Source organism: Mycobacterium scrofulaceum, from assembly GCF_001667885.1.
Lineage (GTDB): Bacteria > Actinomycetota > Actinomycetes > Mycobacteriales > Mycobacteriaceae > Mycobacterium > Mycobacterium scrofulaceum_C.
In genome coordinates this window covers 25,464-41,293 of sequence record NZ_LZJW01000028.1, presented here as the reverse complement: position 1 = coordinate 41,293, position 15,830 = coordinate 25,464, and the positions used below count along the sequence as shown (strand labels likewise).

15 protein-coding genes are annotated in these 15,830 nt (G+C 69.9%); 3 read left to right on the top strand and 12 right to left on the bottom strand.

Going from position 1 to position 15,830, the window contains the following annotated elements; translation table 11 throughout:
- The 7 genes from A5681_RS03250 to A5681_RS03220 all read right to left on the bottom strand — a co-directional run.
- Positions 1–1,301, bottom strand: a 1,301-nt coding sequence (locus tag A5681_RS03250; protein WP_156737824.1) for an MMPL family transporter, incomplete at its 3' end; no start/stop codon positions are given.
- A complete protein-coding gene (locus tag A5681_RS03245) occupies positions 1,298–1,744 on the bottom strand; it encodes an MmpS family transport accessory protein (protein WP_197498497.1) in 447 nt (148 codons plus the stop codon). The genes A5681_RS03250 and A5681_RS03245, both read right to left, overlap by 4 nt.
- A gap of 159 nt (positions 1,745–1,903) precedes the next feature.
- A complete protein-coding gene (locus A5681_RS03240; protein WP_067269318.1) occupies positions 1,904–2,500 on the bottom strand; it encodes a TetR/AcrR family transcriptional regulator in 597 nt (198 codons plus the stop codon).
- Positions 2,501–2,553: 53 nt separating this feature from the next.
- The gene (locus A5681_RS03235; RefSeq protein ID WP_067269317.1) at positions 2,554–3,666 is read right to left on the bottom strand and encodes a cystathionine gamma-lyase; all 1,113 of its coding nucleotides are present in this window, start codon (positions 3,664–3,666) and stop codon (positions 2,554–2,556) included.
- A gap of 4 nt (positions 3,667–3,670) precedes the next feature.
- Positions 3,671–5,752 (bottom strand): NAD-dependent DNA ligase LigA, encoded by a 2,082-nt coding sequence (gene ligA, locus A5681_RS03230; protein ID WP_067269315.1) that lies wholly within the window; start codon positions 5,750–5,752, stop codon positions 3,671–3,673.
- A gap of 69 nt (positions 5,753–5,821) precedes the next feature.
- Positions 5,822–6,715, bottom strand: coding sequence for a hypothetical protein (locus A5681_RS03225; protein WP_067269314.1), 894 nt, complete (start codon positions 6,713–6,715; stop codon positions 5,822–5,824).
- Between the two features lie 79 nt (positions 6,716–6,794).
- Positions 6,795–7,808 (bottom strand): methionine synthase, encoded by a 1,014-nt coding sequence (locus A5681_RS03220; protein ID WP_067269312.1) that lies wholly within the window; start codon positions 7,806–7,808, stop codon positions 6,795–6,797.
- A gap of 105 nt (positions 7,809–7,913) precedes the next feature.
- Between A5681_RS03220 and A5681_RS03215 the strand changes: the two genes are divergently transcribed.
- Positions 7,914–8,549, top strand: a complete 636-nt coding sequence (locus A5681_RS03215) for a sensor domain-containing protein (RefSeq protein ID WP_067269310.1) — start codon at positions 7,914–7,916, stop codon at positions 8,547–8,549.
- Here the strand turns inward: A5681_RS03215 and mnmA are convergent.
- From mnmA to A5681_RS03195, 4 genes are all read right to left on the bottom strand, one after another.
- Positions 8,546–9,622, bottom strand: coding sequence for a tRNA 2-thiouridine(34) synthase MnmA (gene mnmA / locus A5681_RS03210; RefSeq protein WP_067269308.1), 1,077 nt, complete (start codon positions 9,620–9,622; stop codon positions 8,546–8,548). The genes A5681_RS03215 and mnmA overlap by 4 nt on opposite strands.
- Positions 9,623–10,801 carry a cysteine desulfurase family protein gene (locus tag A5681_RS03205; RefSeq protein ID WP_067269307.1) on the bottom strand — a complete coding sequence of 393 codons (1,179 nt, stop codon included), beginning with the start codon at positions 10,799–10,801 and terminating at the stop codon, positions 9,623–9,625.
- 150 nt (positions 10,802–10,951) lie between these two features.
- Entirely contained in the window at positions 10,952–11,857 is a 906-nt protein-coding gene (locus A5681_RS03200; protein ID WP_067269305.1) for a lysophospholipid acyltransferase family protein, read from the bottom strand.
- Entirely contained in the window at positions 11,854–12,699 is an 846-nt protein-coding gene (locus A5681_RS03195; protein WP_067269303.1) for a GNAT family N-acetyltransferase, read from the bottom strand. Before A5681_RS03195 ends, A5681_RS03200 begins: the two co-directional genes overlap by 4 nt.
- A gap of 150 nt (positions 12,700–12,849) precedes the next feature.
- Here A5681_RS03195 and A5681_RS03190 point away from each other — a divergent pair, with 150 nt between their 5' ends.
- On the top strand, positions 12,850–14,397 hold the full coding sequence (locus tag A5681_RS03190) for a cryptochrome/photolyase family protein (protein WP_331710624.1): 1,548 nt from the start codon (positions 12,850–12,852) through the stop codon (positions 14,395–14,397).
- A 14-nt stretch (positions 14,398–14,411) separates the two neighbouring features.
- Positions 14,412–14,792: an SRPBCC family protein gene (locus A5681_RS03185; RefSeq protein WP_197498495.1), complete on the top strand. Its 381-nt coding sequence runs from the start codon at positions 14,412–14,414 to the stop codon at positions 14,790–14,792.
- 59 nt (positions 14,793–14,851) lie between these two features.
- Here the strand turns inward: A5681_RS03185 and A5681_RS03180 are convergent, their stop codons facing one another.
- Positions 14,852–15,808 carry an electron transfer flavoprotein subunit alpha/FixB family protein gene (locus tag A5681_RS03180; protein ID WP_067269300.1) on the bottom strand — a complete coding sequence of 319 codons (957 nt, stop codon included), beginning with the start codon at positions 15,806–15,808 and terminating at the stop codon, positions 14,852–14,854.
- Between the last annotated feature and the right edge of the window lie 22 nt (positions 15,809–15,830).

Here is a 15,830-nt window from a genome sequence, read left to right as displayed (position 1 = left end):
AGCAATTCGGGCTCCAGCCGGGCCCGCGAGAAATGTTTCTCGGCCGCGGTGTAGCCGACATTGGCCGGCGCGCTGGCCGGCATGTAGGGACGCGTGTCGTAACTGGTCTTGTAGCCGGGCAAAGCGATCAGGCCCACCAGCGCCAGCGCGCAGGCCGCGGCGAGAACGGCCCCGGGCCAGCGGACGATGGCGGTGCCGATCCGCCGCCAGCCACGGGTTCTGACCGCCCGCTTGGGGTCGAAGATGCCCACCCTGGCGCCCAGGGTGAGGATCGCGGGCCCCAGCGTGAGGGCCGCGAACAGCGCGACGATGATGCCCAGCGCGGCTGGAATGCCCAGACTCTGGAAGTACGGCAGCCGGGTGAAGCTCAGACAGGCCACCGCGCCGGCCACCGTCAGCCCCGACCCCAGCACGATGTGCGTCGTGCCGTGATACATGGTGTAGAAGGCTTTTTCGCGGTCTTCACCGGCCCCGCGCGCTTCCTGGTAGCGGCCCACGAAAAATATGGCGTAATCGGTGCCCGCGGCGATCACCAGAAGTGTCAACAGATTGGTCGCGTAGGTGGACAAGCCGATGATCCCGGCGTTCCCGAGGAACGCGACAAGGCCGCGGGCGGCCGACATTTCGATCAGGACCGTGGCGAGCACCAGCAGGGTGGTCAGCACCGAGCGGTACACGAAGAACAGCATCAGGGCGATCACGCCGACCGTGATCAGAGTGACCTTCGCGGTTCCCTTGCTGCCGACGTCGAATTGGTCGGATATCAGTGGCGCCGCGCCGGTCACGTAAGCCTTGACGCCGGGCGGCGGCTTGATGCGATCGACGATGTCGCGCAACGCCCCGACGCCCTCGTTGGCCAACGCCGAACCCTGGTTGCCGGCGAGGTTCACCTGAACGTAGGCGGCCTTTCCGTCGCTGCTCTGCGAGCCCGCCGCGGTCAGGGTGTCGCCCCAGTAGTCCTGGACGTGCTCGACGTGCTTCTTGTCCTGCTCGAGCCTGTGGATCATCTCGTCGTAGAAACGGTGCGCGTCCGCGCCGAGCGGCTTGTCGCCCTCCAGCACGATCATCGCCGAGCTGTCGGTGTCGAACTCGCCGAACTTCTCACCGATGCGCTTGATGGCCTTGAGCGAAGGGGCGTCGGGCGAGTTCAGCGCGACATTGTGCGTCTTGCCAACCTCTTCCAGCTGCGGCACCGCGATGTTGGTGATCGCGGCCAGCGCCACCCAGAACAACAGGATGGGCCAGGCGAGCCGGCGGATGGTGTGCGGGACGCGCGCCCGCGGCTGTTCGTGGTCGCTCATCCTGATTTGTCCAAGCAGAAGGTGTAGGCGTCGGCTTTGTCCACGGTGCGTTGGTCTTTCACTTCCCCATTGACGGTGATGCGGCAGCCGAGGCTGTCGCCGTTGCCCTGCGCCACGACGTTGCCCAGGACCGCGGGCTCCGTGGTGGTGATCGTGAACGACCACGGCAGCGGGGCGTCCTTCACCTGCTGCGGTTGGGCGTTGACATCAAGGTAGTTGATGGTCGCGGTCGCGCCGGGCCTGCCGAAGACCTCGAGCACCACCCGCTTGGGGTTGAACGGGACGATTTCGTTGGCCATGGCGCTGTTGGCCGAGGCGCTGCTGTCCGAGCCGAAGATTCCGTGCAGGCGGTAGATGGCAAATCCCGCAAGCGCGACGACTAGCACCGCGACCAGCACCATCCACCCCCGCCTGACGAGGGATGCCAACGAAATCCCCTTCACCCGTTCACCTTTCGATCATCGGGCGACACGACCACCCTCGAGGCGAGTGCGGCTGCCAGCGGGTCGGGCGCGATCGACAGGTATGACAGTACGGTACGGGACCGTACTGTACAAGAGACGCGCGCGTACACATTCCGTCTCGGCGGGTTTACGCCCGGATTACCCGGTGGTTCTGGTCAAGCCCGGGATGAGAAACCCGTCCACGAGGGCTTGGACGGTTCGACGGGTGGGCGGGCGGCCGGGGATGATGGACCGGAAGATGAGATAACCGGGCAACAGATCCCAAAGCTCGTCGCTGATGACGTCCTCGCGGATCTCACCGCGTTCGACGGCCTGGCGCAGCACATGCTGCAGTAACGCCTTGCGCTGCTTGAGGAATTGCTCCTGCATAGCGTCATTGAGCGCCGGGTGTCGCGACACCTCGACCATCACCGCGCGGATGGTGCTGGCGTGTTCGACGCCGTGCTGCCCACACGTCTCCCCCAGGCTCAGCAGGTCGCCGCGCAGTGTGCCGGTGTTGGGCGCGACGGCCACCACGCGGACGCCCTCGATGAAGGCGGCCAACACCAATTCGGCCTTGGAAGGCCAGCGCCGATACACCGTGGCCTTGCTCGCGTGGGCGGCGGCGGCGACCGCGTCGATCGTCAGTTGGTCGTAGCCGTGCTCCTGGAGCAACCGCAACGTGACCGCCAAAATCTCGCCCTCTCGGGGCGACCACGGTGATTCCTGCGTGAACCGGTCCGCCGTCTGGGTCATAGCGCCCACGATAGAGCCGCTTGCGCGGTGCGGACCAATTTCGGGCCAGGCCGTTATCCCGACGCCCGCAGAGCGCGTTCGATGTCCGCGACCAGATCGTCGGTGTCTTCGATGCCCAACGAGATGCGCGCGAACCCGTCGCCGACCACATCGCCCCAGCGTGCCCGGCGATCCACCGACGTGTGCAGGCCGCCGAAGCTGGTCGCCGCGACCAGCAATTCGCTGCGCTCGACGAGGGCGTGCACCGCTGCGGCGTCGGCCAATTCGACCGAGACGAGTGAACCGAACCGGCGCATCTGCGCCATCGCCACGCGGTGAGCGGGGTCCTGCGCCAACCCCGGATAACGCACCACCCGGGCCGCCGGATGGTGGGCCAGCATCGTCGCCACGGCCCTGGCGTTCTGGCATTGCCGCTCGAAACGCAATCCGGCGCTGGCCAGGCTGCGCAACAGCAACCATGCCTCGAACCCGCCCAGGATCGCGCCGGCGAGCAGTCGTTGGCGCTCCACGGCGGCGCGCAACTCGGGGTCGTCGGTTGCGACGTAGCCGGCCAGCAGGTCACTGTGGCCGGACAGCGCCTTGGTGGCGCTGGCCACCACCGCGTCGGTGCCCAGTGCCAGCGGTTGCTGACCCAGCGGCGTGGCGGCGGTGTTGTCCACGATCAACCGCGCGCCGCGGCCGCGGCAGATGCCGGCCAACCGGTGCAGATCAACGACGTCCAGCGCCGGGTTGGTGGGGGTTTCGGCCAGCACGACGTCGGCGCCCACCGCGGCGTCATAGATCCGCGAGCTCGACGCCTCGATGACGGTCACCCCCGCGGGCGCCAACTCTTCGCGGGCGAAGCGGCGGACTTGGTAGTAGCCGTCGGCGGGCACCACCAAGACCGATCCCGGCGTGGCGAGCGCGCGGAGCACGGCGCCGACGGCGGCCATGCCCGAGCCGAACACCAGCGCACCCGTCGCTCCCTCGAGGTCGGCGAGCGCCGACTCCAGCTGCCGCCACGTCGGATTGGAGCTGCGGCCATAGGTGTCCGCTGCACCGGTCTCGTCACTGCTGAGGTGGTAGGCGGCCGCGAGCACGGCCTGCGGCGCCACCGGCTGTCCCGAAATGGCCGGCGGGCCGGCGGCTTTGAGGCTGCGGGTGGAATCGCCGTAGCGACCGGTCATCAGCCTAGCCCGCCGGGGCTTCCGGAGGACCCTCGGCCAACAATTTCCGGAACCCGTCCTCGTCGAGGACCGGCACGCCCAGCTCCACCGCCTTGTCGTACTTGGAACCCGGTGCGTCACCGGCGATTACGAAGTCGGTCTTCTTCGACACCGAACCCGCGGCCTTTCCGCCGCGGGCGATGATCGCCTCCTTGGCGTCGTCGCGCGAAAAACCGGTCAGCGAACCGGTGACGACCACGGTCAGCCCCTCCAGCGTGCGCGGCACGCTGGCGTCGCGTTCGTCGGCCATCCGCACCCCGGCGGCCCGCCACTTGTCGACGATCGCGCGATGCCAGTCGACGGCGAACCACTCGGTGAGCGCGGCGGCGATCGTCGGCCCGACCCCCTCGACCGCGGCCAGCTGCTCGGTCGACGCCGACATGATCGCGTCCAGGCTGCCGAACTCGGTGGCCAGTGCGCGCGCCGCCGTCGGGCCGACATGCCGGATCGACAGCGCCACCAGCACCCGCCACAGCGCCACCGTCTTGGCCTTGTCCAGATTGTCGAGCAGACGCCTGCCGTTGGCCGACAATGCGCCGGCCTTGGTCCGAAACAGCTCGGTGCGCACCAGGTCGTCCTCGGTGAGGGTGAACAGGTCGCCCTCATCGGCGATCACGCCGGCCTTCAGCAGCGCGATGGCCGCCTCGTAACCCAGCCCTTCGATGTCGAGCGCTCCCCGGCCGGCGACGTGGAACACGCGCTCCCGCAGCTGCGCCGGGCAGGACCGCGCGTTGGGGCACCGGATGTCGGCGTCGCCCTCCTTGGCCGGGGCAAGTGTGGTGCCGCATTCGGGACATGTTGTGGGCATGACGAATTCGCGTTCGGAGCCGTCCCTGAGGTCCACGACGGGGCCGAGCACCTCCGGGATGACGTCACCGGCCTTGCGGATCATCACCGTGTCGCCGATCAGCACCCCCTTGCGCTTGACCTCGGCGGCGTTGTGCAGGGTGGCCAGCCCCACGGTCGATCCGGCGACCTTCACCGGCCTCATGAAGGCGAAGGGCGTGACGCGTCCGGTGCGGCCGACGTTCACCCGGATGTCGAGCAGCTTGGTCTGCGCCTCCTGCGGCGGGTACTTGTAGGCGACCGCCCACCGCGGCGCGCGCGACGTCGTCCCCAGTCGGCGTTGCAGCGCGAAGTCATCGACTTTGACCACCACGCCATCGATTTCGTGGTCGATGTCGTAGCGGTGCTCACCCCAATAGCCGATCCGGTCCTCCACGGCGGCGAGGCCACGAACGCGTGCGGTCTCGGCGGCCACCGGCAGGCCCCAGGCCTTCAGCGCCGTATAGGCCTCGTGCAGGGTCTTGGGCGCGAACCCGTCGGTACGGCCGATGCCGTGACAGATCATTCGCAACTTGCGCCGGGCGGTGACCGCCGGGTTCTTCTGGCGCAGCGAACCGGCCGCGCTGTTTCGCGGGTTGGCGAACGGCGCCTTGCCGTCCTCGACCAGGCTGGCGTTGAGCGCCTCGAAATCGGCGAGCATGAAGAAGACCTCGCCGCGCACCTCGAGCACGGCCGGAATCGGCAAATCGGCAGTGGCAGTGAGCCTCTCAGGAACGTCGTCGATGGTGCGGGCATTGAGCGTCACATCCTCGCCCACCCGGCCGTCGCCGCGCGTGGCGGCCCGTTCCAGCCGGCCGTCGCGGTACACCAGCGACAACGCCACGCCGTCGATCTTGAGCTCACACAGGTAGTAGGGCTCGCTGCCGACCTCGTTCTCGACGCGGTTGCTCCAGGCGACCAGCTCGTCGCGGTCGAACACGTCGTCGAGGCTGAGCATCCGCTCGAGATGTTCGGCCTCGGTGAAGTCGGTGGCGAAGCCGGCCCCGCCGACCAGCTGCGTCGGAGAATCCGGGACCCGTAGCTCCGGGTGACGGTCCTCAAGTGCGAGAAGGTCGTTGAACATCCGGTCGAACTCGGCGTCGGAGACGATCGGGGCGTCCTTGACGTAGTAGCGGAACTGGTGTTGACGGACTTCATCGGCCAGTTCCTGCCACTGCCGCCGCACCTCGGGCGACACCTGATCAGCTTCTGCTGAGCTCACCCTCGCAGGCTATCCGAGAGCGCCGACACCCCGCCGGGGCGATGCCGCGTCCGCGACGGCGGACCGATATCAGGCCGATTGTTCGGCCGTATCCGGGAAGCCGCCGAATGGAACTTCCACCCCTTTTTGAAATGACAAAGCCGCGCCCTGGATCAGCAACGTGCCGGCAAGCACGCCGACCCACGACCACGCCTCGGCCGGGCTGATATGGGTGGCGGTATTTGCATAGCGCAATTCGACAATGGACCGCACAATCACGGCGGAGACGACCACGACGGTGAGGTACGGCACGGCCATCCGGAATTGCCGGGCAATGCGGCTGGCGGGCAATTCCGAACGCCGCCTTTTGCTGCCGAGAAACCAAGCCACGGCGCCCACAAATCCGATTGCCAGCGGTATCGGAATCGCGAGCCTGCTGGCCCAATCCCAAAGCGGCTGAAGCGGCCGGTGCGTTTCCGGATCGCCCAGCGCCAGCGCCAGGTGTGTGAGCGTGTCTTCGACCAAGAACACCGAGATCGGGGGCACGAGCACCACCAAGACGAAGACGCAGTGGCGGGCCAGCACGCCGGCGCTGCCCGAGAAGAACTGCACGATGGCGTTGAGCAGCATGTAGATCGAGGCTGCGAACGAGACGGCGGCAAGGACTTCGGCGGAGGCCGCGCGGCCTTCGGTCAGGGCGCATCCGCCTTCGCCGGCCAGCAGGCCATATCGCAGCGTCGTCAAAAACAGCCCCAGAAACGCGCACACCAGCGCAATTCCGACTTGTGTCTCGTGCTCGACCTCACGCGTGACCAGCACGCGACCGTCGGTGCGGCGCCGGTAGGCGCGGTCGATCACCAGATTGATGACGACAAAGGCAAAACCGGCGAGGATTCCGGTGAACTGGGCGTAGGTCCTGGCCACGATCGAGATGTCGAAGCCCGTCCAAAGGGTGCAGGAGTCGGCCATCAGTCGCGTCACCATTGTCGAGATGGTAGTCGCCGCGGCCACGGCCCTCGTGAATTTGCCGCTACGTCGCTAATGGAATTTCCGCCACGAAAAGCTAAATGGCGTCCGGGTCCTCCGCGAATGCCTCGGCCGCCCCGCGGGCGAGTTCGATCGCCAGTCGCGCCCACTCGGGCGTCGCACCGGCCAGGCCACACGCCGGGGTGACGCCGATGCGATCCCGCAACGACGAGCGTCCGAAGCCGAGCCGATCGGTCACCGCGACCAGTGCGGCGGCCACCTCCTCTGTCGAAGGGCGCCGCGGCGGCGCGCTGGCCGCAACCACCCCCAACATGACGGCCCGACCCGATTCGACGAACGCGGCGATACCGTCGAGATCCCCCGCCGCCAGCGTGCTCGCGTCCACCGAGACCGCGCCGATCCGGCTGTCCTGCAACACCTTCCACGGAAGTGCCGGGGCGCAACTGTGCAACAACACCTCGCCTGTCACCGCGGCGACGCACGTGTCGAGCAGGGCGACGGCCACCGCCTCGTCCAGCGGCGCCACCGGGCTCAGCGCCGTCACCCCGGTCAGCTGCCCGCCCAACGCCTTCGGCAGCGACGGCTCGTCGAACTGGACGACCACCGGCGTCTCGAGCCGACGGGCCAGCGCCGCGCGGTGAGCGGCGACGCCTTCGCCCAGCGACGCCGCCAGATCCCGCACCGCGCCCGAATCGGTGATCGCCCGGTGGCCGTTGGCGAGCTCGAGCTCGGCGGCCAGCGTGATCGGCCCGGCGGCCTGCACCTTGACCACGCGACCGCCGCCGCGCAGTCCGGCCACCTCCCAGGCCTCTTCGAGCGCGTCCATGTCCTCGTCGAGCAGGCTCACGGCGCGGCGGGTGACCGCGCCGGGCCGAGCGGCGAGGCGGTAGCCGCGGGGCGCGACGTCGATGGCCACATCGATCAGCAGCGCGCCGGCCCGACCGAGCATGTCGGCGCCGATCCCCCGGGCGGGCAGCTCGACGATGTGGGTCAGCGCGCCGGCCAACTCCCCGACGACGACCTCGGCGGCCGCCCGAGCATTGATGCCGGGCCACGACCCGACGCCGCTGGCCTTCGCGAAAACGCTCACCGGGCCAACCGTATTCGACGTCACCCAACCCGCCGGTGGGCAGGGGTGTCTGCCGCGCCGCGGCACGGTAGGTTCAACGCAAGAAGGGTGCGAAGCGTGTCACGGATGGCGGGATTGGCACGGCCGCTGCTGTTGTGCGGGGCCACGGTGCTGGCTGCGGCGTGCACCCGGATGGTCGACGGTGCGGCGGTGGCCGAATCCGGCGCTCCCCGGAGGGCGGTGCAGGGCGTCAACGTCGACACGATTCTGTTGGACCAGTCGCGGATGCGCGCGATCACCGGCGCGGGCGAACACCTGACGATCATTCCCTCGATGGACGGCACCAGCCCGGTGGACATCGACGCCCTCGCGGACACCACGCCGCGGGAATGCCGGTTCATCTACGCCGAGACGGCGACGTTCGGGCCCGACATCGAAGAGTTCCACAAGACGACCTTCCAAGACCCGCCCGACGGCGCGTTGATCTCCGAGGGGGCTGCGGCCTACCGGGATGCCGACACGGCGCGTCGCGCCTTCGGGGCGTTGGTGAGCACGGTGGGCGATTGCGCGAACGGCTCGGCCGGCCAGCAATACGTCGGCGACTGGAAGTCCGACGCCGCCTCGCTGCACCTGCGCCCGGGTGGCTGCGGCCGCGACTACCGGCTGCGATCGGTCGCGATTGTGGAGGTCACCTTCTGCGGCTTCGCGCAATCGGTGTCCGACATCGTGATGACGAACATCGTCGCGAACATGCCGGCCTAGCGCGCGGTGCCGGCGATGGTGGCGCTGCCGAGCACCTCGTCGCCGTCCGGGTCGGGTCGGTAGAGCACCAGCGTCTGGCCGCGCGCGACGCCCCGCAGCGGCGCGCGTAACCGCACGACGAGCTCGTCGCCGACCAACTCCGCGACCGCATCGGCGGTTTCACCGTGCGCGCGCACCTGAACCGCGCACTCGATGGGGCCCGACGGCGAGGTGCCCGTCGTGAAAACCGGTTCCCGCCCGCGCAACTCGCGCACGTCGAGATCGGCCGCCTGACCCACCCGAACGGTCGCGGTCTCGGCATCGATGGCCGTCACGTACCGCGGGCCCCCGTCGGGCCCCGGCCCGCCGATGCCCAGGCCCTTGCGCTGGCCGATGGTGAATCCGTGCACCCCGTCGTGTTCGGCGAGCACCGCGCCGTCGGCGCCGACGACGGTGCCGCGGCGCACCGCGATGCGCTCGCCCAGGAACGCGCGGGTGTTCCCGGACGGGATGAAGCAAATATCATGGCTGTCCGGCTTTTCGGCGACCGCGAGGCCGCGCCGCGCGGCCTCGGCGCGAATCTGCGCCTTGGGGGTGTCCCCGATCGGGAACGTGGCGTGGCGCAGCTGCTCGGCGGTCAGCACGGCCAGCACGTACGACTGATCCTTGTCCGGATCGACCGCGCGGCGCAGCCGCCCGCCGGAGAGCCTCGCGTAGTGGCCGGTGGCCACGGTGTCGAAGCCCAGCGCGAGGGCCTTCGCGGACAGCGCCGAGAACTTGATCCGCTGATTGCACCGCACGCAGGGGTTGGGCGTCTCGCCGCGCGCGTACGACGACACGAAGTCGTCGATCACGTCCGCTTGGAACCTCTCGGCGAAATCCCAGACGTAGAAAGGTATTCCGAGCACATCGGCGACGCGGCCGGCGTCCGAGGCGTCCTCTTTCGAACAGCACCCGCGTGAGCCGGTGCGCAGGGTGCCGGGCGCGGTCGACAACGCCAGGTGCACGCCCACCACGTCGTGCCCCGCATCGACCATGCGGGCGGCGGCGACCGACGAGTCGACGCCACCGCTCATCGCGGCGAGGACCTTCACTTAGGGAGCCCCCGCAGCGGCCAGGGCGGCCCGGCGCGCCCGGTCCACGGCCGCCGGCAGCACCCGCAGCACGGCATCGACATCGGCGTCAACACTCGTGTGCCCCAGCGACATTCGCAGAGACCCGCGGGCGCTGGCCGGGTCGGCACCCATCGCGAGCAGCACGTGCGACGGCTGCGCGACGCCCGCGGTGCACGCCGATCCGGTCGAACACTCGATGCCGTTGGCGTCCAGAAGCATCAGCAGCGCGTCACCTTCGCAGCCGCGGAACGTGAAGTGCGCGTTGCCCGGCAGGCGCTGCGGGTCGCGCGCACCGTTGAGCGTGACGTCCTCGATGCCGGCGAGCACCCCGTCGATCAGGCGATCCCGCAGGGCCCGCAGCCGTGCGCTGTTGGCCTCGATCCCGTCCACCGCGATTCGGGCCGCGGCCGCCATGCCGACCGCACCGGCGACGTCGGCCGTGCCGGAGCGAATGTCGCGTTCCTGCCCGCCGCCGTGCGCCAGGGGCACGCACGTCACGTCGCGGCGGATCAGTAAGGCGCCCACGCCGGGCGGGCCACCGAACTTGTGCGCGGCCACGCTCATCGCCGAGAGCCCGCTGGCGGCGAAGTCCACCGGTAACTGACCCACCGCCTGCACGGCGTCGCTGTGCATCGGGACCCCGAATTCGGCCGCGACGGCGGCGAGCTCGGCGGCCGGCATCACGGTGCCGACCTCGTTGTTGGCCCACATCACCGAAACCAGCGCTACGTCGTCGTGGTTGCGCAGCGCCTCGCGCAGCGCGGCCGCCGACACCGAGCCGTCGGCGGCGGTCGGCAGCCACGTCACCTCGGCGCCTTCGTGCTCGGCGAGCCAATTGACCGAATCCAGGACGGCGTGGTGCTCGACTTCACTGGTGATGATGCGCCGATGGCGCGGTTCCGCGTCGCGGCGGGCCCAGTAGATGCCCTTGACGGCCAGGTTGTCGCTCTCGGTCCCGCCGCCGGTGAAGATGACCTCCGACGGGCGGGCGCCCAGCCTGTCGGCGATCAGCTCCCGCGACTCCTCGACGCGCCGCCGCGCCGACCGGCCGCTGGTGTGCAGCGAGGAGGCGTTGCCGGGCGTGCCCAGCACCGCCGTCATCGCCTCGACGGCGGCGGGGTGCATCGGCGTGGTAGCGGCGTGATCCAGGTAGACCATGACTTGACCCACGATACCGGCAGGTCTAAGGGCCTTTGACCCGTGGTGATCGCAAGCGCGGCGAAGCCGGGCGCCGCGGGTCGCCACGATCAGGTTCCGTGGTGATCGCAAGCGCGGCGAAGCCGGGCGCCGCGGGTCGCCACCACCTGGCTAGGAGGCCACCAGCATGGACCCGCGACCGGCGGACCGGGCCGTGCCCACGCCCACCACCGACTGGCAGCGGCTCGCCAAGGCCCGCCGATCGGTCCCCGGGAGCTGCAGGGACTCGACGTGCACCCGCGCCAGGGTGCGGCGCACGGTCAGCAGCCTGCGGATGGAGCCCAGCAGCGTCTCGTCGCCGACGAAAGCGGGCACGGTCGAGACGCTGCCGTCGACGTGGTGGTACGTCAGCCGCAGCGGCTGCACAGGACGGCCCGCGTCGATCGCGGCCTGGAACATCGCCGGATAGAACGCCCCCCGGCCCCGGTGCGGCTGCCCGCCCGCAGTCGCGGCCGCCGCGCGGCCGGGATCGTCGCCGGGCGCGCCGCACCAGGTGGTGCCCTCCGGGAAGCACACGACGGTCTGGCCCGCGCCCAGCCGGCGGGCGACGGCGTCCACCACCGCGGGCAGTCGCCGTAGGCTGGCGCGCTCGATCGGGATGATCTTCAAGATGCGGGCCACGATTCCGGTGGCGGGCCCGGTGAACATGTCGGCCCGGGCGACGAACGACCCGGGCAACACCGAGCCGATGGCGAAGACGTCCAGCCACGACATGTGCGGGCTGACCACCAGGACCCCGCTCAGGTTGCGAATCGGGCTGCCCGTGACCGTGATCCGAATTCCGAAGCAGCGCAACACCATCCGGCAGTAGACGCGCTGCACGCGCGTCCGGCCGGGCAGCGGTACCGCCAGCAGCGCCACTCCGGGCGCCAGCAGCAGCGCCAGCATGACGCGAAGCGTCACGCGCAGCGCCACCAACAGCCCCGGCGACCCGGCCACGTCGCCGACGCGCACACAGCGGGCGTCGCACGATGCGCGCGGTAACCAGGAGTGCCCGGTGCGGGCGGGAGCGCTCATCGGTCGCCGCCGGCCAGCTGCGACGCGGCCGAGACCGAGCGCAGCCGCTTCAGATATCGCGTATCGGCGCGCTGCTTTTCCAGTAGGACACAGAAATCGCCCACCCCGAAGTCGGGGTCGTGCGCGGGCTCGCCGCACGCCTGAGCGCCCAGCCGCAGGTAGCCGCGCATCAGCGGTGGGATCGCCGGACGCGCGGGCGCCGGAATCTGGTCGAGCGGCCGCCCGTCGACCACCACCGGCCGGTGCGGACGGACCCGGTACTGCGGCGGCGCCGCATGACGGCTGAGGACGAAGTCGCGGACCCCGCGAAGCTGGCTAGCGGGGGCTTCGGAATCTCCGCCGATCGGCACCGACACACAGCCCGTCACATAGTCGTAGCCGTAGCGATCCAGGTAGGCCAGGATGCCCGCCCACATCAACAGCACGACGCCGCCGTTGCGGTGCCCCTCGCGGACCACCGCGCGCCCCATCTCCACCAGCGACGGCCTGAGCGCGTCGAAGCCGCGGATGTCGAACTCCGTCGCGGTGTAGAGCCCCCCGGCCGCGATGGCGCCTGCCGGGGCCAGCATGCGGTAACACCCCACCAGCTCGCCGGTGCCGTCGTCGCGGACCAGCAGGTGGTCGCAGTGCTCGTCGAACCTGTCGACATCCCGTCGTTCGCCGTCATTGGTCGGCAGCGCGAAGCCGGGCGTGCTGCTGAAGACGTCGTACCGGAGCCGCTGCGCCGCCTCGATCATGCTGGGGTCGGTCGACAGCAACAGTGAGTATCGGGGCCCGGCGGACGACGCCGTCGTCGCGCCGTCGGGCTTGTCGCTGGGGATCAGGACAGAAGCAATGCTCATGTAAACCAACGTTGCGCAATCGGTGAGCGAGTCGGCATCGTGGCTGTGACGTGTCCGTGCACGTCAGATGACGAAATGTGGATGCGGGCCCCGTGCCGCGCGCAGCCGGAAGGGATCGGGCCACGCCATTTCGGGTATGCCGGTCACCATGTGGCCAACCGATTCGCGACCGGCGGCGTCCCCGGCGGCACCGCGGGCCTTCCGCCGGTGGCCCCGGTGAGTCCGGACGTGCGCCGGTGGTGCTTCGCCGACCAGCTGGGTCCGCACTTCCTGGACCATCCCGACCAGCCGGTGTTGCTGATCGAGTCCAGGGCGGCGTTCGCACGCCGCCGGTTCCACCGGCGCAAGGCCCACCTGGTGCTCTCCGCGCTGCGTCATCGCGCCGCCGAACTCGGCGACCAGGCCATGTTTCTGCGGACGCAGGCGTATCGCGAGGCGCTGCGGCACGTCGGGGGCCGCATCAGCGTGTGTCAGCCGACGTCGCGGGCGGCGGATCGTTTCGTGCGCTCGCTCCCCGATGTCGAGGTGCTGCCCGGGCGTGGCTTCTGCACCGGCCGCACCGAATTCGAGGAATGGTCCGGACGGCAACGAACCCTGCTGCTGGAAAACTTCTACCGCGACGCGCGCCGTCGGTTCGATCTGCTGATGGAGGGCGACCAACCCGCCGGGGGCAGATGGAATTTCGACGCCGACAACCGGCAACCGGCGCCCAAGAACGCCGACGCCCTGCCCGTGCCCGCGCCGTGGCAACCCGAAGAGGATGAGATCGACGAGCAGGTGCGCGCCGACCTGGACCGGTGGGAACGCGACGGCGACGTGGCCTTCGTCGGCCGCGACGGCCCGCGCGAATTCCCCGTCACCGCAACCGAAGCGCGCGCAGCGTTCCAAGTGTTCCTGCGAGATCGCTTGCCGCACTTCGGTCCCCACGAAGACGCCATGCTCTCCGGCGATCGGTTCATGGCGCACAGCCTGTTGTCGGCGCCCATGAACCTCGGCCTGCTGGACCCGTTGGAATGCGCCTACGCCGCCGAAGACGCCTACCGGGCGGGGCATGCCCCGCTTGCCAGCGTCGAGGGTTACATCCGCCAGCTGATCGGGTGGCGCGATTACATCTGGGGCGTCTATTGGCATTTCGGCGCGGATTACCGCCATCGCAACGCGCTGCGGGCGCACGCGGAATTGCCCGACTGGTTCGCCGAGCTGAACGCCGACGCGGTGCGCGCGCATTGCCTCAAAGACGTCCTGGCCCAAGTGCGCGATCACGGCTGGGTTCATCACATTCCGCGATTGATGGTGCTGTCCAACTACGCGCTGCAGCGCGGCTGGAAGCCCGCCGCGGTCACCGACTGGTTCCACCGCTGCTTCGTCGACGGCTACGACTGGGTGATGGTGGCCAACGTCGTCGGCATGTCCCAACACGCCGACGGCGGGCTGATGGCGACCAAGCCGTATGCCGCGGGCGGCGCGTACATCAACCGGATGAGCGATTACTGCGGCCGCTGCCCCTACCGGCCGACGGAGCGGGTCGGCGAGCGGGCCTGCCCGTACACGGGTGGCTACTGGTGGTTCCTTGACCGCAACAAGCAGCACCTCGCGGGCAACCGGCGGATGAGCCAACCGCTCGCCGGGCTGCGCCGGCTCACCGATCTGGACGAGGTCGTCGGGCAACAGCGCCGACTCGGGCGGTCGGCGCCGTGATGGGCGGCGGCCTCATGCTCACGGTCGACCGCACGGTCGCGGCGCCGCCGTCGGCGGTGTGGGAGCTACTGGTCGACCTGGACGCGTGGCCGAAGTGGGGTCCGACGACCCGGGGCGCCCGCCTCGACGAACCGCACACCGAACTGGCATTGGGCGCGACGGGCGTGGTCCAGACGTCGCTCTTGGTTCCGGCCCCGTTCGTCGTGACCGACTTCGAGCCGGGCCGGCACTGGGCCTGGCGGGTGGCAGGCGTCCCCGCGACGCGCCACTGGGTGGACCCGGTGGGCGAGGGATCGCGGGTCGGCATGGCCGCGCCGTGGTGGGCGGCGCCCTATGTCTCGGTGCTGGCAATCGCGTTGCGGCGCATCGACGCGATGGCGACCGCGGCGCGATAGCCGCCGTGATGCGCGAGAGCCCCCGACACCGTGGCGTCGGGGGCTCCCGGGTCGAAGACTCAGCCCTTGCGCTGCTTGATGGCGTCGGTCAGCTGCGGGGCGACCTTGAACAGGTCGCCCACCACGCCGTAGTCGGCGATCTCGAAGATCGGCGCCTCTTCGTCCTTGTTGACCGCGACGATCGTCTTGGACGTCTGCATGCCCGCGCGGTGCTGGATGGCCCCGGAGATGCCCAGCGCGATGTACAGCTGCGGCGACACCGTCTTACCGGTCTGGCCGACCTGGAACTGGCCCGGGTAGTAGCCGGAGTCGACCGCGGCCCGCGACGCGCCGACGGCGCCGCCCAGCGAGTCGGCCAGCTCCTCGACCACGTGGAAGTTGTCCGCGCTGCCCACGCCGCGACCGCCGGACACCACGATGGTGGCCTCCGTCAGCTCCGGACGGTCGCCGGCGACCGCCGGCTCGCGCGCGGTGATCTTGGTGGCGTTCTCGGCGGCGGCGGGCACCTCGACGGTGACCTGCTCCCCCGCGCCGGCCTGCGGCTCGGCGTCGATGGCGCCGCCACGCACCGTGACCACCGGGGTGTCGCCGTTGGCCTGCGCCTCGACGGTGAACGCGCCACCGAAGATGGAGTGCACGAACTTGTTGCCCTCCTGGACGCCGACCACGTCGACCAGCAGGCCGGACCCGATCCGGGCCGCCAGCCGGCCGGCGACCTCCTTGCCGTCGGCGTTGGCCGACAGCAGCACGGCCGCGGGCGCGTTCGACTCGGCCAGCGAGGCCAGCACGTCGACCACCGGGGTGATCAGGTAGTTCTCGGCGTCGTCGGACTCGGCGACGTAGATCTTGGCGGCACCCGCCTCCTTGAGGCCCTCGACCAGCGGCTCGGCCGTGCCCGGCTTGCCGACCACGACGGCGGCCGGGTCGCCCAGCGCGCGGGCGGCGGTGATCAGTTCGGAGGTGACCTTCTTCAGGGCGCCTTCGGCGTGCTCAACGAGCACCAAAACTTCAGCCATGGTTTCTTCGCTCTTCTCGTCT

Bases quoted from the DNA above. Each gene is read 5' to 3' on its own strand.
- A5681_RS03200 (WP_067269305.1), bottom strand. From the start codon at position 11,857: ATGAGCGCTCCCGCCCGCACCGGGCACTCCTGGTTACCGCGCGCATCG.
- A5681_RS03180 (WP_067269300.1), bottom strand. From the start codon at position 15,808: ATGGCTGAAGTTTTGGTGCTCGTTGAGCACGCCGAAGGCGCCCTGAAG.
- A5681_RS03235 (WP_067269317.1), bottom strand. From the start codon at position 3,666: ATGACCGGTCGCTACGGCGATTCCACCCGCAGCCTCAAAGCCGCCGGC.
- A5681_RS03185 (WP_197498495.1), top strand. From the start codon at position 14,412: ATGCTCACGGTCGACCGCACGGTCGCGGCGCCGCCGTCGGCGGTGTGG.
- A5681_RS03195 (WP_067269303.1), bottom strand. From the start codon at position 12,699: ATGAGCATTGCTTCTGTCCTGATCCCCAGCGACAAGCCCGACGGCGCG.
- A5681_RS03215 (WP_067269310.1), top strand. From the start codon at position 7,914: ATGGCGGGATTGGCACGGCCGCTGCTGTTGTGCGGGGCCACGGTGCTG.
- A5681_RS03205 (WP_067269307.1), bottom strand. From the start codon at position 10,801: ATGGTCTACCTGGATCACGCCGCTACCACGCCGATGCACCCCGCCGCC.
- A5681_RS03225 (WP_067269314.1), bottom strand. From the start codon at position 6,715: ATGGTGACGCGACTGATGGCCGACTCCTGCACCCTTTGGACGGGCTTC.
- A5681_RS03240 (WP_067269318.1), bottom strand. From the start codon at position 2,500: ATGACCCAGACGGCGGACCGGTTCACGCAGGAATCACCGTGGTCGCCC.